The 23,845-nt window shown below is 71.1% G+C and carries 29 protein-coding genes and 1 pseudogene; 22 read left to right on the forward strand and 8 right to left on the reverse strand.

Features of this window, described 5'->3' with window-relative positions:
• Nucleotides 1-38: 38 nt before the first annotated feature.
• Nucleotides 39-560 (forward strand): superoxide dismutase family protein, encoded by a 522-nt coding sequence (sodC, locus tag ASD35_RS15035; protein ID WP_056875747.1) that lies wholly within the window; start codon nucleotides 39-41, stop codon nucleotides 558-560.
• A 3-nt stretch (nucleotides 561-563) separates the two neighbouring features.
• On the opposite strand, the gene ASD35_RS15040 is transcribed toward sodC, so the two are convergent.
• On the reverse strand, nucleotides 564-944 hold the full coding sequence (locus ASD35_RS15040; protein WP_056875748.1) for a VOC family protein: 381 nt from the start codon (nucleotides 942-944) through the stop codon (nucleotides 564-566).
• A gap of 89 nt (nucleotides 945-1,033) precedes the next feature.
• On the opposite strand from ASD35_RS15040, the gene ASD35_RS15045 reads away from it, so the two are divergent.
• The 4 genes from ASD35_RS15045 to ASD35_RS15060 all read left to right on the forward strand — a co-directional run bounded on the left by ASD35_RS15045 (nucleotide 1,034) and on the right by ASD35_RS15060 (nucleotide 4,499).
• Nucleotides 1,034-1,435: a DUF1801 domain-containing protein gene (locus ASD35_RS15045; protein ID WP_056875749.1), complete on the forward strand. Its 402-nt coding sequence runs from the start codon at nucleotides 1,034-1,036 to the stop codon at nucleotides 1,433-1,435.
• A 66-nt stretch (nucleotides 1,436-1,501) separates the two neighbouring features.
• Entirely contained in the window at nucleotides 1,502-2,200 is a 699-nt protein-coding gene (locus ASD35_RS15050) for a response regulator transcription factor (protein ID WP_056875750.1), read from the forward strand.
• Nucleotides 2,197-4,266, forward strand: a complete 2,070-nt coding sequence (locus ASD35_RS15055; protein WP_056875751.1) for a HAMP domain-containing sensor histidine kinase — start codon at nucleotides 2,197-2,199, stop codon at nucleotides 4,264-4,266. The genes ASD35_RS15050 and ASD35_RS15055 overlap by 4 nt, the downstream gene beginning before the upstream one ends.
• Nucleotides 4,263-4,499, forward strand: coding sequence for a hypothetical protein (locus ASD35_RS15060; RefSeq protein ID WP_056875752.1), 237 nt, complete (start codon nucleotides 4,263-4,265; stop codon nucleotides 4,497-4,499). Before ASD35_RS15055 ends, ASD35_RS15060 begins: the two co-directional genes overlap by 4 nt.
• A 1-nt stretch (nucleotide 4,500) precedes the next feature.
• Here the strand turns inward: ASD35_RS15060 and ASD35_RS15065 are convergent, their stop codons facing one another.
• The gene (locus ASD35_RS15065; RefSeq protein ID WP_056875753.1) at nucleotides 4,501-4,824 is read right to left on the reverse strand and encodes a hypothetical protein; all 324 of its coding nucleotides are present in this window, start codon (nucleotides 4,822-4,824) and stop codon (nucleotides 4,501-4,503) included.
• Nucleotides 4,825-4,920: 96 nt separating this feature from the next.
• Between ASD35_RS15065 and ASD35_RS27270 the strand changes: the two genes are divergently transcribed.
• From ASD35_RS27270 to ASD35_RS15080, 4 genes are read left to right on the forward strand one after another with little or no spacing between them, the layout of a single operon-like run.
• Nucleotides 4,921-5,079: a hypothetical protein gene (locus ASD35_RS27270; protein WP_157275581.1), complete on the forward strand. Its 159-nt coding sequence runs from the start codon at nucleotides 4,921-4,923 to the stop codon at nucleotides 5,077-5,079.
• Between the two features lie 15 nt (nucleotides 5,080-5,094).
• A complete protein-coding gene (locus ASD35_RS15070; protein WP_056875754.1) occupies nucleotides 5,095-5,475 on the forward strand; it encodes a RidA family protein in 381 nt (126 codons plus the stop codon).
• Entirely contained in the window at nucleotides 5,472-5,855 is a 384-nt protein-coding gene (locus tag ASD35_RS15075) for a YkgJ family cysteine cluster protein (protein WP_200956054.1), read from the forward strand. The genes ASD35_RS15070 and ASD35_RS15075 overlap by 4 nt, the downstream gene beginning before the upstream one ends.
• A complete protein-coding gene (locus ASD35_RS15080) occupies nucleotides 5,852-6,991 on the forward strand; it encodes an MBL fold metallo-hydrolase (protein ID WP_056875755.1) in 1,140 nt (379 codons plus the stop codon). Before ASD35_RS15075 ends, ASD35_RS15080 begins: the two co-directional genes overlap by 4 nt.
• 79 nt (nucleotides 6,992-7,070) lie before the next feature.
• On the opposite strand, the gene ASD35_RS15085 is transcribed toward ASD35_RS15080, so the two are convergent.
• Nucleotides 7,071-7,964: a LysR family transcriptional regulator gene (locus ASD35_RS15085; protein WP_056875756.1), complete on the reverse strand. Its 894-nt coding sequence runs from the start codon at nucleotides 7,962-7,964 to the stop codon at nucleotides 7,071-7,073.
• Nucleotides 7,965-8,075: 111 nt separating this feature from the next.
• On the opposite strand from ASD35_RS15085, the gene ASD35_RS15090 reads away from it, so the two are divergent.
• Nucleotides 8,076-8,828: an SDR family oxidoreductase gene (locus ASD35_RS15090; protein WP_056875757.1), complete on the forward strand. Its 753-nt coding sequence runs from the start codon at nucleotides 8,076-8,078 to the stop codon at nucleotides 8,826-8,828.
• A 6-nt stretch (nucleotides 8,829-8,834) separates the two neighbouring features.
• On the opposite strand, the gene ASD35_RS26715 is transcribed toward ASD35_RS15090, so the two are convergent.
• Entirely contained in the window at nucleotides 8,835-9,314 is a 480-nt protein-coding gene (locus ASD35_RS26715) for a substrate binding domain-containing protein (protein WP_235538362.1), read from the reverse strand.
• On the opposite strand from ASD35_RS26715, the pseudogene ASD35_RS28115 reads away from it, so the two are divergent.
• Nucleotides 9,315-9,455 (forward strand): annotated as a pseudogene (locus ASD35_RS28115) (short-chain dehydrogenase/reductase); the annotation flags it as partial. It lies immediately after the preceding gene.
• A 20-nt stretch (nucleotides 9,456-9,475) separates the two neighbouring features.
• On the opposite strand, the gene ASD35_RS15105 reads toward ASD35_RS28115, so the two are convergent.
• Nucleotides 9,476-10,381, reverse strand: a complete 906-nt coding sequence (locus ASD35_RS15105; RefSeq protein ID WP_056875760.1) for a LysR family transcriptional regulator — start codon at nucleotides 10,379-10,381, stop codon at nucleotides 9,476-9,478.
• A 105-nt stretch (nucleotides 10,382-10,486) separates the two neighbouring features.
• Here ASD35_RS15105 and ASD35_RS15110 point away from each other — a divergent pair, with 105 nt between their 5' ends.
• Nucleotides 10,487-11,383: an MBL fold metallo-hydrolase gene (locus tag ASD35_RS15110; protein WP_056875761.1), complete on the forward strand. Its 897-nt coding sequence runs from the start codon at nucleotides 10,487-10,489 to the stop codon at nucleotides 11,381-11,383.
• Nucleotides 11,380-12,075 carry a DsbA family protein gene (locus ASD35_RS15115; protein WP_157275582.1) on the forward strand — a complete coding sequence of 232 codons (696 nt, stop codon included), beginning with the start codon at nucleotides 11,380-11,382 and terminating at the stop codon, nucleotides 12,073-12,075. The genes ASD35_RS15110 and ASD35_RS15115 overlap by 4 nt, the downstream gene beginning before the upstream one ends.
• Before the next feature lie 2 nt (nucleotides 12,076-12,077).
• On the opposite strand, the gene ASD35_RS15120 is transcribed toward ASD35_RS15115, so the two are convergent.
• A complete protein-coding gene (locus ASD35_RS15120; protein ID WP_056875763.1) occupies nucleotides 12,078-13,868 on the reverse strand; it encodes a DUF885 family protein in 1,791 nt (596 codons plus the stop codon).
• A gap of 385 nt (nucleotides 13,869-14,253) precedes the next feature.
• On the opposite strand from ASD35_RS15120, the gene ASD35_RS15125 reads away from it, so the two are divergent.
• The 6 genes from ASD35_RS15125 to ASD35_RS15150 all read left to right on the forward strand — a co-directional run bounded on the left by ASD35_RS15125 (nucleotide 14,254) and on the right by ASD35_RS15150 (nucleotide 18,515).
• Nucleotides 14,254-14,499: a hypothetical protein gene (locus ASD35_RS15125; protein ID WP_056875764.1), complete on the forward strand. Its 246-nt coding sequence runs from the start codon at nucleotides 14,254-14,256 to the stop codon at nucleotides 14,497-14,499.
• Nucleotides 14,499-15,293 carry a serine protease gene (locus ASD35_RS15130; protein ID WP_056875765.1) on the forward strand — a complete coding sequence of 265 codons (795 nt, stop codon included), beginning with the start codon at nucleotides 14,499-14,501 and terminating at the stop codon, nucleotides 15,291-15,293. Before ASD35_RS15125 ends, ASD35_RS15130 begins: the two co-directional genes overlap by 1 nt.
• Nucleotides 15,294-15,356: 63 nt before the next feature.
• Entirely contained in the window at nucleotides 15,357-17,579 is a 2,223-nt protein-coding gene (locus tag ASD35_RS15135; RefSeq protein WP_056875766.1) for a helicase-related protein, read from the forward strand.
• A gap of 6 nt (nucleotides 17,580-17,585) precedes the next feature.
• Nucleotides 17,586-17,939 carry a hypothetical protein gene (locus ASD35_RS15140; protein WP_056875767.1) on the forward strand — a complete coding sequence of 118 codons (354 nt, stop codon included), beginning with the start codon at nucleotides 17,586-17,588 and terminating at the stop codon, nucleotides 17,937-17,939.
• A 55-nt stretch (nucleotides 17,940-17,994) separates the two neighbouring features.
• A complete protein-coding gene (locus ASD35_RS15145) occupies nucleotides 17,995-18,216 on the forward strand; it encodes a hypothetical protein (RefSeq protein ID WP_056875768.1) in 222 nt (73 codons plus the stop codon).
• The gene (locus ASD35_RS15150) at nucleotides 18,213-18,515 is read left to right on the forward strand and encodes a type II toxin-antitoxin system RelE/ParE family toxin (protein WP_056875769.1); all 303 of its coding nucleotides are present in this window, start codon (nucleotides 18,213-18,215) and stop codon (nucleotides 18,513-18,515) included. The genes ASD35_RS15145 and ASD35_RS15150 overlap by 4 nt, the downstream gene beginning before the upstream one ends.
• A 111-nt stretch (nucleotides 18,516-18,626) precedes the next feature.
• On the opposite strand, the gene ASD35_RS15155 is transcribed toward ASD35_RS15150, so the two are convergent.
• Nucleotides 18,627-19,649, reverse strand: coding sequence for an NAD-dependent epimerase/dehydratase family protein (locus tag ASD35_RS15155; RefSeq protein WP_056875770.1), 1,023 nt, complete (start codon nucleotides 19,647-19,649; stop codon nucleotides 18,627-18,629).
• Nucleotides 19,646-20,713 carry a serine hydrolase gene (locus ASD35_RS15160; RefSeq protein ID WP_056875771.1) on the reverse strand — a complete coding sequence of 356 codons (1,068 nt, stop codon included), beginning with the start codon at nucleotides 20,711-20,713 and terminating at the stop codon, nucleotides 19,646-19,648. The genes ASD35_RS15155 and ASD35_RS15160 overlap by 4 nt, the downstream gene beginning before the upstream one ends.
• Nucleotides 20,714-20,846: 133 nt before the next feature.
• On the opposite strand from ASD35_RS15160, the gene ASD35_RS15165 reads away from it, so the two are divergent.
• The 3 genes from ASD35_RS15165 to ASD35_RS15175 all read left to right on the forward strand — a co-directional run bounded on the left by ASD35_RS15165 (nucleotide 20,847) and on the right by ASD35_RS15175 (nucleotide 23,845).
• Complete coding sequence (locus tag ASD35_RS15165; protein WP_157275583.1) at nucleotides 20,847-22,265, forward strand: peptide MFS transporter; 1,419 nt, start codon at nucleotides 20,847-20,849, stop codon at nucleotides 22,263-22,265.
• A gap of 91 nt (nucleotides 22,266-22,356) precedes the next feature.
• Nucleotides 22,357-23,022, forward strand: coding sequence for a glutathione S-transferase family protein (locus tag ASD35_RS15170; RefSeq protein ID WP_056875772.1), 666 nt, complete (start codon nucleotides 22,357-22,359; stop codon nucleotides 23,020-23,022).
• A 142-nt stretch (nucleotides 23,023-23,164) separates the two neighbouring features.
• Nucleotides 23,165-23,845 carry a methyltransferase gene (locus ASD35_RS15175; RefSeq protein ID WP_056875773.1) on the forward strand — a complete coding sequence of 227 codons (681 nt, stop codon included), beginning with the start codon at nucleotides 23,165-23,167 and terminating at the stop codon, nucleotides 23,843-23,845.

Here is a 23,845-nt window from a genome sequence, read left to right on the forward strand (position 1 = left end):
GATAGGCTTGGTGGCTTCGTGATTCCCGGAAGATCCAGATGAAACGCTCATTCGTTCTCAGCGCCTGCCTGCTGGCCGGCTCGGCCGCCTTCGCCGCTGAGGTCACGGTCCCGTTGGCTCTGGCCGAGAAGCAAGGCGATGGCGCCGCCCTCGGCACGGTGCGCATCGTCGAAACCGCCTACGGCCTGGCCTTCTACCCCGCGCTGAAGGGGCTGCCGCCCGGCCAGCACGGCTTCCACGTCCACGAGAAGCCCTCCTGCGCACCCGGCGACAACAACGGTACGGTGACGCCCGCCTTCGCCGCCGGCGGCCACCTGGACCCGCAGGGCACGAAGAAGCACGGCGAACCCTGGGGCGACGGCCACCTGGGCGACCTGCCACCGCTGTTCGTGGCCGCGGACGGCACGGCCACATCGCCCGTGCTGGGGCCCCGCCTCAAGCTGGCGGACGTGCGCAACCGTTCGCTGATGGTTCACGCCGGTGGCGACAACCATTCGGACCATCCGATGCCGCTGGGGGGCGGCGGTGCACGCGTGGGCTGCGGCGTGATCGGCGGCTGACCGCTACGTCAGGTCCTCGTGGATGCAGAGGTAGTTGCCCTCGGTGTCCTTGAACCACGCGGCCTTCTCGGCGCCCAACACGCAGACATGGTCGACCGTCTTCAGGCCGGGGAAGTCGTAGTCCTCGAAGACGACGCCGGCCCGCTTCAGCGCGGCGATGCTGGCGGCGATGTCGTCCACCTTGAAGCTGATGGCGGTGTGGTCCGCCTTGGTGCCGCCGGGCTTGGGGAAGAGGGCCAGCGTGCTGCCGCCCACTTGGTAGACGAACTTGCCGTCCGGCTTCAGGCCGCCCGGCACCAGGCCCAGGCTGCCTTCGTAGAAGGCCCGGGCCCGGGCCATGTCGCTGACGGGCAGCATCGTCGTGACCAGGGCGTTGTTCAGCATGACGGTCCTTTCGCGCGTGCCGCCAGCCGGAGCCAGCGGGCCGCAAAGACAGCTTAGGCCGACTCGCGCGCCGGCGCCAGAATCCCGCCATGCCCAAGCTGACCGCCGCCGACACCCGCGCCGCCGTGGACCAGTTCATGGCCGCACTGGACCACCCCTGCAAGGCCGAGATCGAGACGCTGCGCCGCGCCATCCTCGCGGTGGACCCGGCCATCGCCGAGGGCGTCAAGTGGAACGCGCCGAGCTGGCGCACGACCGACTACTTCGCCACGACGCATCTGCGCAGCAAGGTGGGCCTGGGCCTGATCCTGCACCTGGGCGCCAAGGCCCGCGCGCTGCCGGCAGGAGGGCTGGCCATCGACGACCCGACCGGCCTGCTGAAATGGCTGGGCAAGGACCGCGCGCAGGTCGAATTCAGCACCGCCGCTGACTTGCAAGCCAAGCTGCCCGCGCTGCAAGCCTTGCTCAAGCAATGGATCCGGCACGTCTGACGCAGTGCGCCTGGCCGGAAGAATCCTTCCGCGGCGGCGCAACCCCGGCTCCAGATAATCCGCCCCATGCCCCGCATCGCCGTCATCGAAGACGACCCCACCACCAGCGAACAGCTCGCCGGCTGGATACGCGCCGCCCGCCCTGAGCTGGTCGTCGACCAGCACTTCGACCGCGACTCGGCGGAAGCCGCGCTGCTGCGCGAGCGCTACGACCTCGTCGTGCTGGACATCGAGCTGGGCCGCGAACGCAATGCCGGCGTGGCGCTGATCAACGAGATCAACAAGCAGGGCCTGGGCACGCCGGTGCTGGTCGTGTCGGCCATGCCAGCGGCCATCTACCGCAGCATCATGAAGGCACTGGACGCCTGGGACTACCTGCAGAAGACGACCTTCGACGAGGCCGAGTTCGTCGAGACCTTCCTGGACATCCTGCGCACCGCCCGCCCGGCTGCGAAGGCCGCCGCCAAACCGGCCGCCGACGCCAGCCTGCAGCTGGACCCGCTGAAGCAGCGCACGCCGATGTGGCGCGGCCAGCGCGTCAACCTGCCGCTGACGGCGCAGCGCATCCTGGCCACGCTGCACGCACGCACCGGCGAGGTGGTCAGTTATGAAGACCTGTTCGACGTCGTGAAAAGCGGTCGCAACCGCGACAACGTGCGCAAGCATGTGGCCACCATCCGCGACGCGTTCCGCGACGTGGACCCGACGTTCGACGGCATCGAGAACATCCCGATGCGCGGCTTCCGCTGGACGTCCGGCGGATGAAGCTGGGCCGCGTCGACTTTCCCTTGCCGGACATGCCGCGCCTGGGTGTCGCGGCCTTCCGCAACCGCATCGTCTTCCACCTCGTCTTCGTCGCGCTGGCGCTGGCCACGCTCGCGCTGGCGCTGGCGCTGCTGAACGAGGAGCGCCAGCGCAACGCCCAGCGCTACCAGCAGAGCTTCGCCAAGTCGCTGGCCCAGGTCGTGGCCCAGCTGCGCCACCCGTCCGGACAGCTCGCGCTGCTGAACCCGGAGCCGGCACAGGTGGGGCCGGGTTGGGTCGCGCCGCTGGTGCTGCCCTTCGCCGCCATCGACTTCGACGACGCCACCAAGGCCCAGCGCGCCGTGGACATGGCCGGCTGCGCGCTGCAATACCCCGGCGGCGCCAGCCTGTGCGCCGCGGTGGGCAGCAATGCCTACGCGGGCGGCTTCGTCTACCTGGTGGCCAGCCTGGATGCACCGCCCCTCGTCGGCCGCGAGCGCGGTGCGACCGAGCTGCACGGCGTGCATCGCGTGCGCGTCAGCGTGCAGCGCGACGGCGCGGTGCAGCACTGGCTGGCGCCGATCGAGGCGCTGGATGCGCAGCGCGGCCAGCTGGCCGGCTTCGTCGTCGACACGGACGACAGCGCCACGCTGCCGCGCCGCGCGCGCCCGCAGCGCGACTTCCGAGGCTGGGTGTGGCGCGAAGGCCCCTGCCTGGCCGCGGGCGAGGACTGCCCGCGCCGCACGACGATCTCCATCCGCCTGCCGGTGGAGGCCTTCCGCGAGGCGCTGTTCCGACCCGGCGGGCCGCAATGGCCGCCGGCCGACCTGGCCCGCACGGGCCTGCGCCTGGCGCTGCTGGGGCCGGGCGGCGCCACGCTGTTCGACAGTGCCGCCGCAGGCGCGCAGCCGCCGCTGACGCTGGGCCGGCTGTCGGCCGCGCTGGCGCCGGGCGAGACGCTGAACATCGCACGGGGCCCCACGGTGGTGGCGCTGCTGCAGGGCGCCGACGACACCGGCGCGCCGCCCTCGCCGTGGTTGACGGCGCTGATCCAGCACCTGCCCGCGCCCGCCACGCCACGCACGCTGCGGGCGCAGGACGCGGTGACGACGCCGGCCGGCCGCTTCGACATCACGCTGACCGGCGACCTGCAGGGCCTGGACCGTTCCCTGAGCGCCAGCGCGGCCCGTCTGGCGTGGCCGGTGGGCGCGATGCTGGCCGCCATCGCGCTGGCCTGGCTCATCATCGAGATGGGCCTGATCCGCCGCGTCGCCACGCTGACGAAGCGCGCGGCGGCGCTGTCGCACCAGCTGCAGCGGCCCGACGGACCGCGCGCCGAGCTGGGCACGCTGGATGTGGCCGACCTGCGCGGGCGCGACGAGCTGGGCATCCTGGCCGGCAGCTTGGCGGACCTGCTGCAGCAGGTGAAGGACAGCCTGCGCCGCGAGCAGCTGCGCGCCGAGCGCGAGCACGACCAGTGGCATGCGGTGGGCCACGAGATCATGTCGCCGCTGCAATCGCTGATGCTGCTGCACGCGGGCGACGACGATCCCAGCCGGCGCTATGTGCAGCGCATGCAGCAGGCGGTGAAGGTGCTGTACGGCCAGGCATCACCCAGCGAGGCGCTCGCGGCGGCGACGCTGGCCGTGGCCCGGCTGGACCTGGATGCCTTCCTGCGCGGCGTGGCCGAGAACGCGGCCTATGCCGGCATCGCCGGTGTGGCCTACGCGCCGGCCGCCGAACCGGTGTGGGTGCAGGCCGACGAGTACCCGCTGGAGGACGCGATCACGCATGTGCTGACCAATGCCGACCGCTACCGCGTGGCAGGCACGCCCATCACGCTGGCGCTGCGGGTCGACGGCGAGTTGGCGACGGTCGACATCCACAACCAGGGACCGCGCATCCCCGACGAGCAGCTCGCCCGCATCTTCGACTACGGCGTCAGCGACGCCGAGCCCCAGGACGGCGCGCGGCGCGGCCAGGGCTTGTTCGTGGCCAAGACCTACCTTGCCAAGATGGGCGGCAGCATCGCGGCCCGCAACGTGGCCGATGGCGTGGTGTTCGAGATCGGGCTGAGGCGGCAATGAAGATCGCCACCGCCCTACCGGAGGTCGCCACTGTGCGCACCCTGTATGTGCGCTTCGCGGCCGAAGCCGTCACCGACGACGCCAAGACCACGGGGCTGGCAGATGCGACCCCGGCGGTGCCGACTTACTCGGTCACCCGCCAAGGCGGCGCATGGCGCGTCCCCGACATCGACTACGGCCCCGGACGCCCAACCCTGCGGCAACTGCTCACGGCGCCGGAGCCGCCGCGGTAGATCAACCGCGACGCAGACGCTCCAACAGGCTGCGCGTGACCAGCTCTGAATTCAGCGACATCTCCAGCGGCGCCCGCACCAGCCCGGCGTGGCCGTACTGCAGGTTTTCATAGACCTCGGCGGCGGCGGGGAAGTGGTCGAGCAGGCCGCGCAGCGCTTCGTGGCCCTGGTGCTCGTGCAACTCAGCACCGAGTTTCTGAACGAGAAGTTGGTATTGATGAGGGTCCGCCGCATGGCCCTGGCCTTCAAGCGCCTGCAGCAACTGGGCCAGGCGCACGAGGGACAGCAGTTCGGCGGGGACAGCGAGCTTGATGACGGAAGGCATGCGTCCCACATGCCGCCACCCCCACACTTTTCAAGCCACCCGGTTGCGGCATGTTGCACACCGGCCCCGCACAATCAGCGCCAGGACGTTGCGTTGATGAAGCGAGAGACGGCTGAGGACGGCGTGCTGACCTCGCAGCCCATCACCGACCGCGGCGGCGCCGTCCCGCGCGGCGTGCTGCACAGGACCGAGGTCTTCCGGCCCGGCCGCAGTTTTTTCACGATGCTTGGCGGCGCCAAGCATCAGCCGGCATGAACACAAGGAGACCCCATGTCACGCGACATTGTCTACACGTCGAAGGCTGCCAAGCCGCCGCCCATGTACAGCCAGGCCGTCAAGGCGGCGGGGCTGGTCTTCGTGTCCGGCACGGCGCCGACCGACCCCGAGACCGGCCAGTTCGTCGGCACGACGGTGCAGGAGCAGACGCGCCAATGCCTGACCAACATCGCTGCCATCCTCGACGCCGCGGGCAGCTCGATGGACAAGATCGTCAGCGTCACCATCGTGCTGGCCGATGAGGACGACTTCGCGGGCATGAACGAGGAATACCTGCGCTGGTTCCCGGCCGATCCGCCAGCCCGCCAGGGCGCCAAGCTGCCGGCCCGCGTGCCGGGGCTGAAAGTGTCCATCGCCGCCATCGCCAAGGCATGACGCCACCGATGGACGAGGCATTGGACTGCCAGCAGTGCGGCGCCTGCTGCGCCGTGTTCCGCGTGTCCTTCTACTGGGCCGAGGCCGACGATGCCCGCGGCGGCAGCGTGCCCGTGGCGCTGACGCGGCCCGTGGGTCCCCTGCACCGCTGCATGGCCGGCACCGAGGCCCGGCCGGTGCGCTGCGTCGCGCTGCAGGGCGACGTGGGCGGGGCGGTCGCCTGCGGCATCTACGCGCAGCGCTCCAGCACCTGCCGCAGCGTGCAGCCCGGCGACGCGCAATGCCTGAAGGCGCGCGCGGCGCATGGGCTTGAAAGCGGGCCGGGCGGCATCACGTCGGCAGGCCTTGCTTCTTCCGGGCATGCCTCGGCCGCCTCATGAAATCACTCGGCCAACGCGCCACCGGCCTCCGTCTCGAACGCATGCGGGCCTCGCCGCGCTACCGCGTGACCGACACAGGCGAGGGCTTCCACAACGTCCACCCGATCCAGCCGGGCCTGCGCGACCGCACCGAACGGCCGTCCATCGGCGACTTCCTCTGCGCCGACGGGCGCCGCAAACCCGCGGCACCGCTGCCGTCGGTCGACCCGCTGGACGCCTGGCTCAAGCCCGCCGGCAGCGGCCTGCGCGCGACCTGGCTGGGGCACTCCACCGTGCTGATCGAGATCGACGGCCTGCGCGTGCTGACCGACCCGGTCTGGGGCCAGCGCGCGTCGCCGACGCAGCTGGCCGGGCCCAAGCGCTTCCAGCCCGTGCCACTGGCGCTGAAGGCGCTGCCTCGGCTCGACGCGGTCGTCATCTCGCACGACCACTACGACCACCTGGACATCGGCACCGTCAGGGAGCTGGCCAAGCTGCAGCAGGTGCCCTTCATCACCTCGCTGGGCGTGGGCGCCCACCTGCAGGCCTGGGGCGTGCCGCCGGAGCGCATCGTCGAACTGGACTGGTGGGAGCACTGGCAGGCGCCGGGCGCCGAACTGCGCATCCACGCCGCGCCGTCACAGCATTTCTCCGGCCGCTCGCTGAAGGACCGCAACGCCACGCTGTGGTCGTCCCTCGTCATCGAGACGCCGAAGCACCGCGTGTTCTTCAGCGGCGACACCGGGCTGACGAGCGAGTACGCCGCCATCCGCGAACGCTTCGGGCCGTTCGACCTCGTCATGCTGGAAGTGGGCGCCTTCCACCCGTCCTGGGGCGACATCCACCTCGGGCCGGAGAACGCGCTGAAGGCGTTGCAGCTGCTGGGCGGCGGTGCCTTCCTGCCGGTGCACTGGGGCACGTTCTCGCTGGCGCTGCACGACTGGGACCAGCCAGCGGAGACGTTGCTGAAACTCGGCCCGAAGCAGGGTGCGCAGTTGCTGATGCCGCGGCTGGGCGAGGCGGTGGAGCCGGCGCACGGCGAGCTGGCGGCGCCATGGTGGCGGGCGGCCGATGCGCCCACGGGCAGGCGCGCGAAGCCGTTCGAGCCGGAGGAGCCGGGCAAGATGCCGAAGGCGATGCCCTGGCCGCTGGACTGAGATGGGCTTCCTGCCGCGGGAGAAGTGGCTCCCACTCGCGGGGAGCTGACGCCACCGTCGCAGGCGTCCATGTTCGTCGTCAGCTCGCCACCGCCATCCGCTCCGCGATCCAGTCCACAAACACCCGCACCCGCGATGACAGCTGCCGCGCGTGCGGGTACAGCACCGACACCGGCATCGGCGCCGGCCGCCAGTCGGGCAAGACCTCCACCAGCTCGCCGCTCGCCAGTTCGGCCGCGATGGCATAACGCGGCATCTGCACGAAGCCCAGGCCGGCCAGGCAGCAGACCGAATAAGCGGCAGCGCTGTTGACGGTCACCGGGCCGCGCAGCGTCAGGCTGCGGGTCTGGCCATCGACGATGAAGTCAAAAGGCAGGATGCGGCCGCCGCTGCCGGCGTAGTTCACCGCATCGTGCCGGGCGAACTCTTCCAGCGTGGTCGGCACGCCGCGCCGCGCCAGGTAGCTTCGGCTGGCACACGTCACCTGCGCCAGCAGCGCCACGCGCCGGCCCACCATGGACGAGTCCTTGGGTTCGCCCGAGCGCAACACGCAGTCGATGCCTTCGCGCACCAGGTCCACCAGCCGGTCGCCCAGGCCGATCTCCAGTTCGATGTCGGGATAGCGGGCGTGAAAGTCGCCAAGGAAGGGCAGCACGAAGCGCAGCGCCTGCGTGCCTTGCAGGTCCACGCGCAGCTTGCCGCGCGGCTTGAGCTGGCTGGCGCGGAACAGCTCCTCGGCCTCGCCCACGTCCTGCAGGATCTGCTGGCAGCGCCCGTAGTAGGCCTGGCCGTCCAGCGTGGGGCTCACATGCCGCGTCGTGCGGTTCAGCAGCCGCACGCCCAGGCGCGCTTCGAGCTGCTGCAGCGCCAGGCTGGCCGAGGCGCGCGGCAGCTTCAGCTCGTCCGCGGCTTTGGTGAAGCTCGCCAGGTCGACGATGCGCACGAAGAGGTGCATGGCGTCGAGTCGGTCCATGTGGCGTCCCATTGTTTAGACAAGCTGGATTGTGATGTGTTGCGCTGCGTCTTTATCCGACTGGATTCGATCAATACAGTGACTTCACCCCATCCAAAACGGAGCCATCGCATGAGCCAAGCCCACACGTCCTCCCCCGTCGCCATCGTCACCGGCGCCTCGCGCGGCATCGGCGCGGCCATCGCCCAGCGGCTGGCCGCGGACGGCCATGCCGTCGTCGTCAACTACGCCAGCAACCTCGCCGAGGCCGAGAAGGTGGTCGCCGCCATCGTCGAGCGCGGCGGCCGCGCCATCGCGGTGCAGGCCGACGTGGCCCACGCGGACGCCGCCCGGCTGCTGTTCGACGCCGCCACGAAAGCCTTCGGCGGCGTGGACGTGCTCGTCAACAACGCCGGCGCGATGGCCAGCGAGCTGCCCCACCTGGCGGACACCTCCGATGCGACCTTCGACCGCCTGTTCAACATCAACGTGAAGGGCAGCTTCCTCGCGATGCGCGAGGCCGCCAAGCGGATTCGCAACGGCGGCCGCATCATCAATTTCTCCACCAGCGTCATCGGCCTGGGCCTGCCGGGCTATGCCGTCTATGCGGCCACCAAGTCCGCCATCGAGACGATGACGAACATCCTGGCCAAGGAGCTGCGCGGCAGGAACATCACCGTCAACGCGGTGGCGCCGGGCCCGACGGCGACGGCGCTGTTCCTGGACGGCAAGACGCCCGCCCGCGTCGAGCAGCTCGCGAAGATGGCGCCGCTGGAGCGCCTGGGCCAGCCGGAGGACATCGCCGCCATGGTCAGCGTGCTGGCCGGGCCGCAGGGCGCCTGGGTCAACGGCCAGACGATCCGCGTGAATGGCGGCATCGTCTGAACAGGCTCAGCGGCCGAAGCGACGCAGCTCCTGCACGCTCAGCACCCACTCGGCGTTGCCCGCCACGCGTTCCACGACCAGGTCGATGAAGGCCCGCACCCGCGCCGGCTGGGCCACGCGGCTGCCGTAGTACAGGTACAGGCCCAGGTGGTGGGTCACATGCGCCGTCAGCAGCGGCACCAGGCGGCCGGCGCGCACCAGCGGCGCGGCCGTCACGCCGACGAGCTGGTCGATGCACTGGCCGGCCACCACCGCGTTGGCCTCCAGCTCGACGTCGTTGGTCATGACGACCGAGGCGACGTCGCGCGCCAGCGTTTCACCGCCCACCGCGAACTCCCACGGCATGGGCTTGCCGGTGCCGGGGTGGCGAAAGCCGCTGCAGCGATGCTGGGCCAGCGCGTCGATGCTCTGCGGCGCGCCGTGCCGGGCGATGTAGCTCGGCGCCGCGCAGACGACGAGCTGCAGCGGCAGCAGCAGGCGGGCGATGACGCCGTCACCGGGCCGCTGCGCCTGCCGCTGGGCACCGACACGCTGCGGGCCATTGCCGACAAGCACGCCTTCGTCGAGCGCGAGACGGCGGCGTGGCGCGGCGTGGCGGCCTCGACGGACTTTCCGCAGGCCGCCTGAGCGGAAGGAACGAACGACGCTCAGGCCGTGTCCCACGGCGGCGTCGGCCCGCCGAAGCGCGCCGCCAGGAAGTCCACCAGCAGCCGCAGCGCCAGCGGTTGGTGCTGGCGCGACAGGAAGATGGCGTGGATGCCGAGCGTCTCCGGTTCGAGTTCTGGCAGCACGCGCACCAGGCGGCCGCTGGCGAGGTCGCCGCCGACGAAGTAGGTCGGCAGCATCGCAATGCCGCCGCCGGCCAGCACCGCGCGCCGCAGCACCGCCGTCTCGTTGGTCGAGAAGCTGTCGGCAAAGGGCAGTTCGACCAGCTCGCCCTCGCGCCGCAAGCGGTACTGCGCGGCATTGACGAAGGCATGGCTGAGGCAGCGGTGCGCCTGGAGGTCTCCCAGCGTGGCCGGCCGGCCATGGGCGTGCAGGTAAGCCGGTGACGCACACAGCACCGACCGGCACAGCGCCAGCGGCCGCGTGATCAGCGTGGGCTCCAGCGCATTCGTGATGCGCACCGCCAGGTCGACGCGTTCCGTCGCCAGGTCGACGCTGCGGTCGGCGGCCAGCAGCGCGAAGCTCACGCGCGGATGGGCCTGCTGGAACTCGACCAGCGCCGGCGCCAGCTGGGCCTCGGCGAACGACGGCGAGCAGGCGATGCGCAGCCGGCCGGCGGGCTCGCGCTGCGCGGCGCCAGCGTGGTGCTCCACGTCCTGCGCCAGGTCCAGCAGCTGGCGGCAGGACGGCAGAGCCGACTGCCCGGCCTCGGTCAGGCTCAGGCGCCGCGTCGTGCGGTGCAGCAGGCGCGCGCCCAGCCAGGCCTCCATCGCGGCGAGGTAGCGGCTGACCATCGCGGTCGACATGTCCAGCTGCTCGGCCGCCTGCGTCAGGCTGCCCTGCTCGACGACGCTGACGAAGACGCGCGCGGCGGTCAGTCGGTCCATCAATTACCTCGATTGGCGCAAAGAACATTCGATCGGAACGGACTTTATCAACCGAAAGGTGGCCAATACAGTGGCCTCCATCGTTTCGCAACCCTGGAATCCGCCATGTCCACGACCCGCTTCTTCCGCCAACTCTCGCGCCTGCTGCTGCCGGCGCTGGCCGTCGTCGGCGCCGACGCCGCGCTGGCCCAGGCACCCGCCGCGCCGCTGGCCGTCAAGGTCCACAACGCCGCCGCCGGCAGCTTCCACGTCAACGCCGTGGTCGTCAGCGGCAAGACGGAGGCCCTGGTCATCGACACCGGCTTCACCCGCGCCGACGCGCTGCGCGTGGCCGCCGACGTGCTGGACAGCGGCAAGACGCTGAAGACCATCTTCATCAGCAACGCCGACCCGGACTTCTACTTCGGCGCCGAGGTGCTGAAGGGCCTGTTCCCGCAGGCGCAGCTGCTGACCACGCCCGCCGTGCGCGAGAAGATCCAGGCCAAGATGGCGGCCAAGGTCGCGTTCTGGGGTCCCAAGATGGGTGCCAACGCGCCGCGCCAGCCGCTGCTGCCCGACGCGATGACCGGCACGACGCTGAGCGTGGACGGCGAGACCGTCGAGGTGCGCGGCACCACGGGCCTGCTCGCGCACCGGCCCTATGTCTGGATCCCGTCCCTCCGCGCCATCGTCGGCAACATCGCCGTCTTCGGCGGCCTGCACGTGTGGACGGCCGACACGCAAAAGCCCGCCGAGCGCCAGGCCTGGCTGGCCCAGCTGGACGAGATGCAGGCGCTCAAGCCGGCCCTGGTCGTGCCAGGCCACATGGCCGCCGGCACCGCGCTGGACGACAGCGCCATCGCCTACACGCGCGGCTACCTGCAGCGCTTCGAGGCCGAGCTGCCCAAGGCCGCCGACGCCGCCGCGCTGATCGCGATGATGCAGCAGGCCTACCCCAAGGCCGGCATGGGCATGGCGCTGGACATCGGCGCCAAGGTCAACAAGGGCGAGATGAAGTGGTGAGGCAGCTGCACTATGTTCACGACCCGCTGTGCGGCTGGTGCTATGCCATCGCACCGCTGATCCAGGCCGCCCGCGGCGTGGTGCCGGTGCGGCTGCACGGCGGCGGGCTGATGACCGGCGCGCGCCGCCAGCCGGTCACGCCGCAACTGCGCGACTACGTGATGCCGCACGACCGCCGCATCGCCGCGCTGACCGGCCAGCCGTTCGGCGACGCCTACTTCGACGGCCTGCTGCGCGACGCCAGCGCCGTCTACGACTCCGAGCCGCCGATCGCCGCGGTGCTCGCCGCCGAACAGCTGGGCGGGCGCGGCGCCGACCTGTTCGCGCGCCTGCAGACGGCGCACTACGTCGAGGGCCGGCGCATCGCCGACGCCGACGTGCTGGTGGACCTGGCCGCCGAGATCGGCCTGGGCCGCGAGCCCTTCGCCCAGGCACTGGCCGACGCCGGGGGCGCCGCCGTGCAAGCCCACATGCAGGCCAGCCGCGCGCTGCTGCAACGGCTGGGCGGGCAGGGCTTCCCGACGCTGGCGCTGGAGGTGGACGGGGAATTGCGCCCCATCGACGTCAACGCCTTCCTCGGCCAGCCGCAGCGCTTTGCCGACTGGCTGCGCGGCGAGCTGCCTGCGCCAGCGGCGGCCGACGCGAACGCGCTGGCCTGCACGCCCGAGAGCTGCGCGCCGCCGGCGAGTTGACTTCAGCGCGCCTGCGCCGCGATCCACGCGTCGATGCGCTGCTCCAGCACCGCCAGCGGCAGTGAGCCCTCGGCCAGCACCTGGTCATGGAAGGCGGCCAGGCTGAACCTGGCGCCGAGGCGCTCTTGCGCGCGGCGGCGCAGTTCCTGGATCTTCAGCGCGCCGATCTTGTAGCCCAGCGCCTGGCCCGGCCAGGCGAGGTAGCGGTCGATCTGCGCCACGGCCTGCTGCTCGCTGGCGCCGGTCACATCCATCCAGTACTTCAGCGCCCGCTCGCGGCTCCAGCCCTTGGCGTGCAGGCCGGTGTCGACGACGAGGCGCGCCGCGCGGCTGATCTCCAGGCGCAGCATGCCGGCATAGGCCACCGGGTCTTCGTACAGGCCCAGCTCATGGCCCAGCGTCTCGGCATACAGCGCCCAGCCCTCGCCATAGGCATTGATCCAGTGGCGGCGCCGGAACTCCGGCAGCGGCATCTCCATCTGCAGGCCGATGTGGAAGTGATGCCCGGGCTGGCCCTCGTGCAGCAGCAACGCCGTCATGGTCGTCACCGCGTAGGCCTTGGGGTCGTTGATGACGGCCCAGAACACGCCGGGCGCGCCGCCGTCGGCCTGGCCCACGGTGTAGTGGTCGGACGCGGTCTCGCGCGTCAACTCGGGCTCGGCGCGGATGTCCATGGCCATGCGCGGCCGCCGGCCGAACAGCCGGGGCAGCTGCGGCACGATGCGGGCGTTGAGGGCGCGGTAGTGGTCGAGGATCTCGGCCTCGGTCGTGAACGGCAGGAAGCGCGCATCACTACGCGCCCAGGCCAGCAGGCCGCCGTTCTTCAGCGGGTCGCCGGTGTAGCCCAGCTTGGGCGCCAGGCGCGTGATCTCGCCCTGGATGCGCGCGACCTCCCGCAGGCCCAGCTCGTGAACCTGCTCGGGCGTCAGCTCGGTGGTCGTCTGCTCGCGCACCCATTGGCGGTACCAGGCGCGACCGTCGGGCAGGGCGGTCCAGCCTATGGCCTCGGCACGCGCGGCGGGCCGGTACTCGGCCTCGACGAAGGCCACCAGGCGGCGCAGCGCCGGCGCGGTGCGCTCCGTCCATTCAAGCCGGTAGGCCTCTGCCAGGCGCCCGCCCTCCGCAGCGGCCAAGTCGACCGGCAGGTTGCGCGCCGGCGCGGTGAAGGGGCTGTTGTTCGCGTCGGCATCGGCCAGCGCCTTCAGCAACGGCAAGGTCGCATCGACGACGGGCCGCGATTGCACGACGCCGCGCCGCATCCCTTCGCGCATGTTGGCGATGGCCTGGTCGCACCACGCCGGCAGGGCCGCGACGCGCTTCAGGTAGGCCTCGACCTGCGCCGCCGTCTTGAGCGGCTGACCGGCCTGGCCGCTGGAGAAGAAGGCCAGCTGCAGCGGCACGGCGCCCATGTGGTGCAGCGGCAGCAGGTGGTCGGGGAAGCGCTCGAAGGCCAGGCGGTCGCGCAGCTGGCGCTCCAGCAGCTCGCGGTTCAGGCGCTCGGCCGGCGGCAGGCTGGCGGCCGGCAGCGCGTTCAGCTCCTTCAGGAAGCCGCGCCAGGCCGCGAACTGCCGGCTGCGTTCGGCCGGCGCGATGGCGAGGCCCAGCTGGTCGTCGAAGCGGTTGTCGCCGTTCTCGGTGGCGGCCATGGGGTCGGAGCGCGCGCGGGCGTCGTGATAGCGCGTCGCGAGGTCGTCCAGGCGCTGCGCGGGCGTGGCGGCGTTGGCGGGCGGCAGTGCAAGCGCCGCGAGGATGAGGAACGGGGCGAGGGGCAGCGTCAGGGCGGGCAGGCGCATCGTCGTGTACGGGCTGGAATGGCGGTGGCCGCATTCTGCTGACACGGGCCGCTGGTTGCCGTCAGCAGCGGCACCAAGGGGTTATGGCGGCACGCATACACTGCAACGGCCGTCGCGTACTGCTCAATGGCGCGACCTCGGTGGCTGGACGCCGCGCATCACCTCCCGCGCTCCCCGCCCGCCGGCTCCCGCCGGCCGGCACGGTCGTCATCCTCCTCCAAGCGGCGAGCTCAACCGCCCCGGAATGCTTCTTGCATGCACGCCATGTGCCCCTCCGGGCTTCGATGAACGCCTGGGCCGCCTGCCAGCATCGGCGCGGCCTGCCCCCTTGTACGGCCGTTCGCGCGGGCTTCACCGCTGCCGGGCGCCGTTTCCGGAGATCGAGATGACCCAGTCCAACCCGCTGCCCGCGACGCTGCGGCGCGAGGCGCTCCGCGCCGAATTGCTTGCCACCGTCGACCTGCTCAAGCGCCGCCGCGCCGCCGACATCGCCACCGCCGCCATCGACGACTACGTCGCCCTGAACTGGCTCGAATGGCATGGCGGCTCGCTGCGCCTGACGACGACCGGCGAGAACCTGTGCAAACACATGACGTCCATGCTGGCCCGGCCGGGCGCCCTGGTGGCTTGATGGCGCCCGCCCCGGCGGCGCTGGACCCGCTGCTGCTGGCCACCGTGCGCATCGCCACCTTCGACGGCCCGCGCGGGCTGACCACCGCCAGCGGTTTCTTCTTCCGGCGCGACCAGCGGCTGTACCTCGTCAGCAGCCGCCATGTGTTCTTCGACGAGGCCATCCAGCATCACCCGGACCGCATCGAGGTCGAGCTGCATGCCGACGCGGACAACTTGGCCGACGTCACCGTGCTGTCCGTGCTGCTGTACCGCGACGGCCTGGCCAACTGGCGCCAGGGCCAGGATGACGGCGGCGACATCGACGTGGCGGTGCTGGAGATCGACGCCGACGCGCTGCCGGCGACGGTCAAGCTGGCCGCGTTCACGCCCGACCACCTGCCCGGTGCCGGCGACGTGGTGCCCATCGGCCAGCCGGTACTGATTCCCGGCTTTCCGCTCGATTTCCACGACGGGCTGCATCATTTCCCGGTCGTGCGCCAGGGCGTCGTCGCGTCGCCTTATGGCTGGCGCTTCCAGGGCCAGGGCTGGTTCCTCACCGACGCACGCACGCACCGCGGCATCAGCGGCGCGCCCGTCGTCGTCAGCGCACCGCGGCGCGAGGGGCTGCCCTGGCTGCTGCTGGGCGTGCATTCCGCGCGCTTCGACATGGGTGGGCGGGACCGGGGGTCGGACGAATCGCTGGGCCTGAACGCCGCCTGGTACCCCGACATCCTGTCGACGCTGACCGCGCCGCCGGCAGCCGCGCCGACCGAGGCTGACATGGCCCACGGACACGCCGCCAACGCGGCTTGACGACGCCAGCGCCGCGCTGGCAGGCCGGCGGGCCTGCGCGCTGGCCTGTGTTCCACTTCCGGCGTGAAGCCCGAGACCCCCGATGCCCGGCCGCCAGCGCCGGCCTTTCCCCTCCCGCAACCCCGCCACGCCGCCCGCCTGCCCGCCGGCTTGGCACCCGAAGACTGGGCCCGCGTGCGCCAGGCGGCCCATGCGCTGCCGCAGGTGCTGGTGCCCGCCGATTTCGACGCCGGCAGCGACGAGATGCTGGACCGCCTGGGCTGCATCCAGATCTCCAGGGCCGCTGGCGGCGGCCGGCCCAGCCGCTGGATCCTGCCCCAGCACATCCCCGTCGCCCTGGCCCAGCTCGAGGCCACGCCGCAGACCAACACGCTACGCCCGCAGCTGCAGCAGCGCATGGCCCAGCTCGAAGGCCTGGGCCTGCGCCGCGAAGGGCTGGTGTTCACGCGGCTGTGCGTGCACCCGATCACGCTGGCCCACGAGGGCTGGCGCATCGACCTGTCGCACCGCGTGCCCGTGCCCGAGGAACCCGTCTGGGCCTTCTTCCGCGACGGCGACGCCCATGTGCTGCGCGCCGCGCTGGGCCAGGCGCCGGAGTACTCGTACACGGCCGAGCTGACGCTGCACCTCAACCACCTCATCGCGCGCAGCGAGGCCATGGGCCATGCGAGCCAGCTCGCGTCACTGCTGCCGCGGCTGCAGGCCGAATGCGGCGTGCCCATGCCCTACCAGGACCTGAAGGCCGCGCTGACCCGCGCCCAGGACCGCTGGGAACAGCAGGTCGAGGAGCAGGACACGCTGGCCAGCCTGGGCCGCGAGCTGGCCTTCCAGGGCTACCCCGACAGCTTCGACGCAGCGCGCAAGCTGGGCCGCAAGGTGACGCTGTACCTGGGCCCGCCGAACAGCGGCAAGACCTATTCGGCCTTCGAACGGCTGGCGCAGGCACTGGACGGCGCATATCTCGCGCCGCTGCGGTTGCTGGCCCTGGAAGGGCGCGACCGGCTCGTGGCCCGGGGCGTGCCCTGCTCCCTGCTGACCGGCGAGGAGAACGTGCCGGCCGACGGCGCGCGCGTGGTGAGCAGCACCATCGAGATGGTCAACACGCGCGACACCATCGACGTGGCGGTCATCGACGAGGCGCAGATGATCTTCGACGACTCGCGCGGCTGGGCCTGGACGCAGGCCATCGTCGGCGTGCCGGCGCGCGAGCTCATCATCATCGCCTCAAGCTATGCGGCGCCGGCCATCGAGCGGCTGCTGCTGCTGTGCGGCGAAAAGCCCGAGAAGCGCGTGTTCGAGCGCAAGCAGCAGGTGCAGCTGATGCCCGCGCCGGTGCCGATGACGCACCTGCACGCGGGCGACGCCGTGGTGGCCTTCAGCCGCCGCGACGTGCTGATGCTGCGCGACCAGATCGCGCAAAGCGGCCATGTCGTCAGCGTCATCTACGGCGCGCTGCCGCCCGAGGTGCGCCGCCGCGAGGCCGAGCGCTTTGCGGTGGGAGCGAGCGACGTGCTGGTCGCGACCGACGCCATCGGCATGGGCCTGAACCTGCCCATCCGCCGCGTGCTGTTCTCGACGCTGACCAAGTTCGACGGCGTCGGTGACCGCGAGCTCAGCGTCAGCGAGGTGCACCAGATCGCCGGCCGCGCGGGCCGCTACGGCATGCACGACGAGGGCTTCGTCAGCGTGCTCAAGGAGGCCGAGGCCGACGCGATGAAGACGCTGCGCAGCCTGCTGCCCAAGGAGCCGCGCGCGCCGCGCGACTTCAAGTGCCCGGTGGCCCCCAACTGGCGCCATGTGCAGACCATCTCACAGCGGCTGGGCGTGAACAGCCTGCACCAGGTGCTGACCGTCTTCATGCAGCAGCTGCGGCTGGACGACGCGCACTTCGAGGTGGCCGAGCTGGAGCAGATGCTGGGCCTGGCCGAGATGCTGGACCGCAACGCCGGCGCGCTGTCGCTGCAGGAGCGCTTCCGCTACGCGCAGGCGCCGGTGGACGACCGCCTGCCGCAGGTGGTGGAGCAGTTCCAGGCCTGGGCCGCCAGCCACGCCCGCACCGGCAAGGCCGGCACGCCCTGGTTCCTGGACGACGTCGACGAGCACAGCCGCCTGGACCGCATGGAGCAGGCGCTGCGCCAATGCACGCTGTGGCTGTGGCTGGACCTGCGCTTCCCGGACGTGTTCGGGCATGTCGAGGCGGTCATCGACCTGCGCGGGCGGTTGAATGACGGCATCGAGCGGCATCTGAAGGGGAAGAAGCCGTTGTGGCAGCGGCGGGGGCGGTGAGCGGAAATGGCGGCGGACTTCTGCCTGTTTCTCCGCACCTTCGCTAACTGCGCCGATGAGTCGACCGCCCACTCGCTAAGGCTGCGGCTTTGCGACGCATTGGCTGCGTGGCGCCCCACAGCGGCCGCTGAACCCAAGCGCTACTGGAAACTACCGGAGCTGTACGAGTTCACCTTTGACCTTCAGCCGGCAAAGGTTGCCGCGTTCGAACAGATCCTGTCCTTGGTTTCCTATGGCTGGCACCACGCATGGCCGGATGAAAACGAGCGTTCGTCGGTATGGAATCGTGCAGACGGGCTCGTCCTTCTGACGCCAGAAGTTGCCTGGGCGAATCTGGAGCTCTTCGCACGCGGCGGTTGAAGGGAGCGAGGTCGTTGCAGCAGAAGCGGGTGAGGTGAGGCGTACCATGCCGCCCATGCAGCTCACCACCGGCACCGTCATTGGCGGCAAGATCGTCATCGAAGGCGACCCGCTGCCCGAAGGGACTGTCGTGACCATCCTGGCTCGCGACCGGGATGAGACCTTTCTCGTCTCCCCTCAACTCGAGGCCGAGTTGCAGGCATCGCTGGGAGAGCTGGAACGCGACGAGACGATGCCCGCTGAAGCGCTGTTGCAGCGCATTCGCACCGCCTCGTGAGCGGCCACGTCAGCGTGGTGGTGACCCGCCGGGCTGCCGCCCAGCTGGAGCGGGCAGCGTTGTGGTGGCGCGAGAACCGGCAGGCTGCGCCACACGCCGTGGCCGACGATTTTGAGGACGCACTCCGCCTGCTGGCGTTGCAACCCGAACTGGGTGCGCGGTCCGCGTCGCCGCGCTATCCGGATCTGCGACGGCTGTTTCTCTCGCGCATCCGGTATCACGTCTACTACCAAACGCTGCCAGACAAAGTGGTGATCCTGGCGTTCTGGCACGCCAGCAGGCAGTCCCCGACACTCTGAATCGCCTTGCCGAACAAGGTTGTAGCGGCACCCCCGCAGCGCTCCTGGTAGGGCGGGTCATGACCCGCCGGCATCGGTGCAAGTCAAACAAACGGCGGATCCCGACCCGCCCTACCGCGGCAACACGCCCAGCGCGATCAGGTCCCGCGCTGTCGCCACGATGGCCTCCCTCGGCGCCCTCGCCACCCAGCCCAGTACCTCCCGCGCATGGGCTGAATCCTGGTGCCGCACCGTCCCCAGCTCGCTCGCCGCCGCCCGTACCGTCGGGCTGACCCTGGCCAGCAGCCGCATGGCCCAGTCGGGCATCTGAAGCGTCGGCACGCGCCGCGCCTGCTCGCCGAGTTCAGCGCGCAGCACCGCGGCGATCTCGCGCAGCCACAGGAAGCCGCCGCAGGCGATGAAGCGCTCGTCGGCCATGTCTGGCGCGGTCAGCGCGCGAACGTGCAGGTCGGCCACGTCGCGCACATCGACGATGCCAAAGCCGATGCGGGGCAGGGCCGGGATGCGGCCTTCGAGCAGGCTGCGCACGATGAGCACGCTGGCCGAATAGTCGGCGCTGGCCACCGGGCCTAACACCACGGATGGGTTGACCGTGCAGAACGCCAGCCCGCCACCCTCGCGCGCCACCCAGTCGCGCGCCGCCCGTTCAGCCACCGTCTTGGACTGCACATAGGCCGGGATGCCGGGCACCTCCAGCCGCGTCCAGTCGCGCTCGGTGAAGCGGTGCTCGCCGGGGCCGTGGCCATACGCGATGGCGGCGACGGATGAGGTCATCACGAAGCGTTGCACGCCCGCGTCGCGCGCCGCCTTCAGCGCACGCAGCGCGCCATCGCGCGCCGGCACGATCAGCTCGTTGGCATCGCGCGGCACGCCGGCCGGCAGCGGCGACGCGACATGGGCCACATGGCTGCAGCCGGCCGCGGCCTCGGCCCAGCCGGCGTCGTGCAGCAGGTCGGCGGCGAAGCAGCGCAGCTGTTCGTCACCCGGCGCCACGCCGAGCAGCTGGCGCAGCGCCGGCTCGCGCGCCAGGTCGCGCACGGTGGTGTTCACCAGCCAGCCGGCGGCCAGCAGCTGGCGGATCAGCACGCCGGCGATGTAGCCGCTGCCGCCGGTGACGAGGACGCGTGAATTCATGGGGCCTTCGTCCCGGCTTCAGGCGCGGGCGGCGGCTGCAGCAGCGCCTCGATCAACGCCCGCCCTTTGACGCCGTTGGTCAGGATGACGATGCCGTCGCGGGTTTCGCGCACGAAGCCGGCGAAGGCGCGGTACTCGCCGTTGCTGCCGTTGTGGCTGATGAGCGTCGTGCCGCCCAGGTCGGTGATCGCCCAGCCCAGGCCGCGGGACGCGGGCCATGGCGAGTCGCCCTTGGGCAGCGGCACCTGCGGCCGCAGCATGTCGTCGTAGGCCGCGCGGGACAGGCCCTCGCGCTTGCACACCAGCGACAGGAAGCGGGCGTAGTCCTGCGCCGTCGTCACCAGCGAGGCGGCCGACATCGCAAAGTCGGTCAGGTTGGTCATGTCGCGCCCGCCGCTGGCCTGCGTCGCGATGCGGTAGCCGCGCGACGCCACGGTGCCCCGGGGCAGCGGGCGGGTGAAGGTCGAGTGCGGCATCCACCGGCTCAACCGAGCCTCGAACAGCGCCTGCAAGGTCTGGCCGGTCTGCTTCTCGACGAAGGCCTGCAGCAGCTGGAAGGCCTCGCCGGAGTAGCTGTCGGCCGTGCCTGGTGGGTGCTGGAACGGGATGGGGGCGACGCGCTGCGGGAACTCGGTGTCGCCGTCGACCCAGTTGGGCAGGCCGGTGCGGTGCGTGAGCACCATGCGCGGCGTCAACCGCGCATAGGCGGCCTTGTCGGGGATGCGCGCGTAGTCGAAGGTCGGGGCCAAAGGCCGGTCCAGGTCGATGACCTTCTCGTCCACCAGCTGCATGACCAGCCACGCGAAGACCGGCTTGGACAGCGAGGCCGCCTCGAACACGGTGGCAGGCGTGACCGGGCTCGGCGGGTCCAGCGACGCCCGGCCCGCCACGGCGGCTTCGTCCGGCTCGCACTGCTTCAACGTCGCCACCGCGATGCCGGGCACGTCGAACCTCGCCAGCATCGCGTCCAGCTCGCGCGGCGGTGGCAGCGGCGGCGGCGTGTCCGCTGCCACCGCCGCGCCGAGCAGCACCAGCGCAAGCCCTGCCGTCGCCAGCCTCTTCATGCAGTCCTCCTGTCGTTGCGGTGCGGGGCGATCATTTCACGCCCGTGCGGCATGCCGTCCGTCACGCCCGGGCCACTGCCGATTGCCAGCGCAACGGCGTGCAGGGACAGTCGCGCCTTTCCAATCCACGGGAATGTCCTTGACCTCCGCCAACCTGAACGCGGCCACCGACGCCACCACCGACGCACGCGCCCGCCACGACCGCGCCTTCCTCGGCCACCCCGCCGGCCTGGGCTGGCTGTCCTTCTGCGAGCTGTGGGAGCGCTTCAGTTACTACGGCATGCAGGCGCTGCTGGTGCTGTACCTCAGCAACTACCTGTTCATGCCCGAGAACATCGGCCAGGTGGCCGGCATGGACGCATTGCGCCGCGGCATCGAGAACGTCACCGGGCCGCGCTCGACGCAGCAGCTCGCGTCCGCCGTGTTCGGCCTGTACGTGGGCCTGGTCTACCTGCTGCCCATCTTCGGCGGGCTGGTCGCGGACCGCTGGCTGGGCCGCACGCGCACGGTCGTCATCGGCGCGCTGCTGATGGCCATCGGCCATTTCCTGATGGCCTTCGAGGCCGCGCTGCTGCCGGCACTGGGCTGCCTGCTGCTGGGCGTGGGCTGCTTCAAGGGCAACATCGCCGCCCAGGTGGGCGACCTGTACGCGCCCGGCGACAAGCGCCGCGCCAGCGCCTTCCAGATCTTCATGCTGGCGGTGCAGGTGGCCGTCATCGCGGCGCCCATCGTCTGCGGCACGCTGGGCGAGAAGGTGGGCTGGCACTGGGGCTTCGGCTCGGCCGGCGTGGGCATGCTGATCGGCCTGTGCGTCTACCTGGCCGGGCGGCGCTGGCTGCCGCCCGAATCGACACGTTCGGCGGCGCGAGGCGGCGCCAAGGCCGCCGCGGTCAAGCAGCCGCTGGGCCGGCGCGCGGTGCTGCAGGTCGTGCTGCTGGTCGCCATCCTGCCCCTCCTGATGCTGTCCATCGTCGGCAACCAGCAATACAACAACGGCTTCCCGCTGTGGTCGCAGCAGCACATGGACATGGTGGTCGCCGGCTTCGAGGTGCCGGTGACCTGGCTGCAGGCCGTGGACGCGCTGACGAGCACCGGCGCCATGCTGGCCTCGCTGGCCTTCTGGCGCTGGTGGGCCACGCGGCGGCGCGAGCCGGACGAGATCACCAAGATGGCCCTGGCCTGCTTCGTCGCCGCCTGCGCACCAGCACTGCTGATGATCCCGGCGCTGGCCATCGAAGGCGGCGGCGCGCGCATCAGCATCCTGTGGTCGTTCGCCTACTCGCTGGTCAACAACATCGGCTTCGCCAACATCATGCCGGTGGGCCTGGCGCTGTACTCGCGCGCCGCACCGCGCGGTCTGCAGGGCGTCATGATCGGCATCTACTACCTGCATCTGTTCTTCGGCAACAGCTTCGTCGGCTGGCTGGCCGGGCTGCTGGAGACGATGCCGGGCTCGCAGTTCTGGGGCCTGCACGCGGTGCTGGTGGCGGCCGCCGGCGTGGGGCTGCTGGCGGTGAAACTGGTGTTCGGCCGGCTGCTGGCGCCTGAATGAACGGCCCCTCGTCCAGGCCCGCTTCGCTGAACGCGGGCGGCCCGGCGCGCCAGGTTCCACGCCCTCGGGATCGCCTGCCTACACTCGCCGGATGATCACCGTCCACCACCTCAACAACTCCCGCTCGCAACGCGTGCTCTGGCTGCTCGAGGAGCTGGGCCTGCCCTACGAGATCAAGCACTACCAGCGCGACGCCAAGACCTCGCTGGCACCGCCGGAGCTGAAGCGCGTGCACCCGCTGGGCAAGTCGCCCGTCATCACCGAAGGCGGGCTGACCGTGGCCGAGAGCGGCGCCATCCTGGAGTACCTGGTAGAGCGCCACGGCCAGGGGCGGCTCAAGCCCACCGGCGAGCAGGACCTGCTGGACTACCGCTACTTCATGCACTTCGCCGAGGGCTCGGCCATGCCGCCGCTGGTGATGAAGCTGATCTTCAACAAGATCAAGCGCGCGCCCATGCCCTTCTTCGTCAAGCCCATCGCCAAGGGCATCGCCGACAAGGTGCTGACGAGCTTCGTGCAGCCCAACATCGATGCGCAGCTGAAGTTCCTCGAAGGCCAGCTGAGCGCACGGCCCTGGTTCGCCGGCGCGGCGTTCTCGGCGGCGGATGTGCAGATGAGCTTCCCCGTCGAAGCCGCCGCGGCGCGAGGTGGTTTCGACGGCTACCCCAAGCTGCAGGATTTCCTGGCCCGCATCCACGCGCGGCCCGCCTACAAGAAGGCGCTGGAGCGCGGCGGCCCCTACAGCCTGATGAACTGAGCGGCCTACACTGCCCCGGGGCCGCGCACCGCGCGCCGCCAACGTCTTGCCCCGCCGGCCTGTCGCCCGGCCGCTGCGAACCAGCGGCGCTGACCTCCCCGTGTCGCATTGCGATCCGTCACGCAGCACACCGGAGGCGCGCATGCCCGGCTACGAAGTCAAGGTCAGGTCCCTCGCCATCGACGGCGCGGCCGACCTGCAGATCCGCTCCCTGTTCGACAACGACCAGTTCGCCGACCCCGCTGGCGCCGCGCAGGCGCTGGGCATTTCAGCCGCCCAATGGCCGCTGTTCGGCCAGGTCTGGCCTTCGGGCCTGCATCTGGCCGCCGCGATGGCGGTGCGGCCGCTGACCGAGGGCGAGCGCATCCTGGAGATCGGCTGCGGCCTGGCGCTGGCCAGTCTCGTCTGCCACCGCCGCGGCGCCGAGGTCACGGCCAGCGACATCCACCCGCTGGCGGGCGCCTTCCTGCTGGAGAACCTGCGGCTGAACGCGCTGGCACCGATGCGCTACTGCCATGGCGACTGGAACGAGGACGCCGTGGCCGCCGAGGGCGGCGCGCCCAAGGTCCAGGGTCGCTTCGACCTCATCATCGGCAGCGACGTGCTCTACGAGCGCGACGACGGCGGCGCGCTGGCGGCCTTCATCGAGCGGCATGCGCTGCCGCGCTGCGAGCTGCTGATCGTGGACCCCAACCGCAGCAACCGCGCGGCCTTCGTCAAGCGGATGGCGGGGCTGGGGTTCGAGTTCAGCGAGACGCTGCTGAGCGCGGGGGCGGGGCGGGCGGACTATCGGGGGCGGCTGATGAGGTTCGTAAGAGGTTGA

Source organism: Pelomonas sp. Root1444 (assembly GCF_001426885.1).
Classification (GTDB): Bacteria; Pseudomonadota; Gammaproteobacteria; order Burkholderiales; family Burkholderiaceae_C; genus Pelomonas.

Coding starts and splice junctions, on each gene's coding strand:
- sodC (WP_056875747.1), top strand. CDS start 39: ATGAAACGCTCATTCGTTCTCAGCGCCTGCCTGCTGGCCGGCTCGGCC.
- ASD35_RS15040 (WP_056875748.1), bottom strand. CDS start 944: ATGCTGAACAACGCCCTGGTCACGACGATGCTGCCCGTCAGCGACATG.
- ASD35_RS15045 (WP_056875749.1), top strand. CDS start 1,034: ATGCCCAAGCTGACCGCCGCCGACACCCGCGCCGCCGTGGACCAGTTC.
- ASD35_RS15050 (WP_056875750.1), top strand. CDS start 1,502: ATGCCCCGCATCGCCGTCATCGAAGACGACCCCACCACCAGCGAACAG.
- ASD35_RS15055 (WP_056875751.1), top strand. CDS start 2,197: ATGAAGCTGGGCCGCGTCGACTTTCCCTTGCCGGACATGCCGCGCCTG.
- ASD35_RS15060 (WP_056875752.1), top strand. CDS start 4,263: ATGAAGATCGCCACCGCCCTACCGGAGGTCGCCACTGTGCGCACCCTG.
- ASD35_RS15065 (WP_056875753.1), bottom strand. CDS start 4,824: ATGCCTTCCGTCATCAAGCTCGCTGTCCCCGCCGAACTGCTGTCCCTC.
- ASD35_RS27270 (WP_157275581.1), top strand. CDS start 4,921: ATGAAGCGAGAGACGGCTGAGGACGGCGTGCTGACCTCGCAGCCCATC.
- ASD35_RS15070 (WP_056875754.1), top strand. CDS start 5,095: ATGTCACGCGACATTGTCTACACGTCGAAGGCTGCCAAGCCGCCGCCC.
- ASD35_RS15075 (WP_200956054.1), top strand. CDS start 5,472: ATGACGCCACCGATGGACGAGGCATTGGACTGCCAGCAGTGCGGCGCC.
- ASD35_RS15080 (WP_056875755.1), top strand. CDS start 5,852: ATGAAATCACTCGGCCAACGCGCCACCGGCCTCCGTCTCGAACGCATG.
- ASD35_RS15085 (WP_056875756.1), bottom strand. CDS start 7,964: ATGGACCGACTCGACGCCATGCACCTCTTCGTGCGCATCGTCGACCTG.
- ASD35_RS15090 (WP_056875757.1), top strand. CDS start 8,076: ATGAGCCAAGCCCACACGTCCTCCCCCGTCGCCATCGTCACCGGCGCC.
- ASD35_RS15105 (WP_056875760.1), bottom strand. CDS start 10,381: ATGGACCGACTGACCGCCGCGCGCGTCTTCGTCAGCGTCGTCGAGCAG.
- ASD35_RS15110 (WP_056875761.1), top strand. CDS start 10,487: ATGTCCACGACCCGCTTCTTCCGCCAACTCTCGCGCCTGCTGCTGCCG.
- ASD35_RS15120 (WP_056875763.1), bottom strand. CDS start 13,868: ATGCGCCTGCCCGCCCTGACGCTGCCCCTCGCCCCGTTCCTCATCCTC.
- ASD35_RS15125 (WP_056875764.1), top strand. CDS start 14,254: ATGACCCAGTCCAACCCGCTGCCCGCGACGCTGCGGCGCGAGGCGCTC.
- ASD35_RS15130 (WP_056875765.1), top strand. CDS start 14,499: ATGGCGCCCGCCCCGGCGGCGCTGGACCCGCTGCTGCTGGCCACCGTG.
- ASD35_RS15140 (WP_056875767.1), top strand. CDS start 17,586: ATGGCGGCGGACTTCTGCCTGTTTCTCCGCACCTTCGCTAACTGCGCC.
- ASD35_RS15145 (WP_056875768.1), top strand. CDS start 17,995: ATGCAGCTCACCACCGGCACCGTCATTGGCGGCAAGATCGTCATCGAA.
- ASD35_RS15155 (WP_056875770.1), bottom strand. CDS start 19,649: ATGAATTCACGCGTCCTCGTCACCGGCGGCAGCGGCTACATCGCCGGC.
- ASD35_RS15160 (WP_056875771.1), bottom strand. CDS start 20,713: ATGAAGAGGCTGGCGACGGCAGGGCTTGCGCTGGTGCTGCTCGGCGCG.
- ASD35_RS15165 (WP_157275583.1), top strand. CDS start 20,847: ATGTCCTTGACCTCCGCCAACCTGAACGCGGCCACCGACGCCACCACC.
- ASD35_RS15170 (WP_056875772.1), top strand. CDS start 22,357: ATGATCACCGTCCACCACCTCAACAACTCCCGCTCGCAACGCGTGCTC.
- ASD35_RS15175 (WP_056875773.1), top strand. CDS start 23,165: ATGCCCGGCTACGAAGTCAAGGTCAGGTCCCTCGCCATCGACGGCGCG.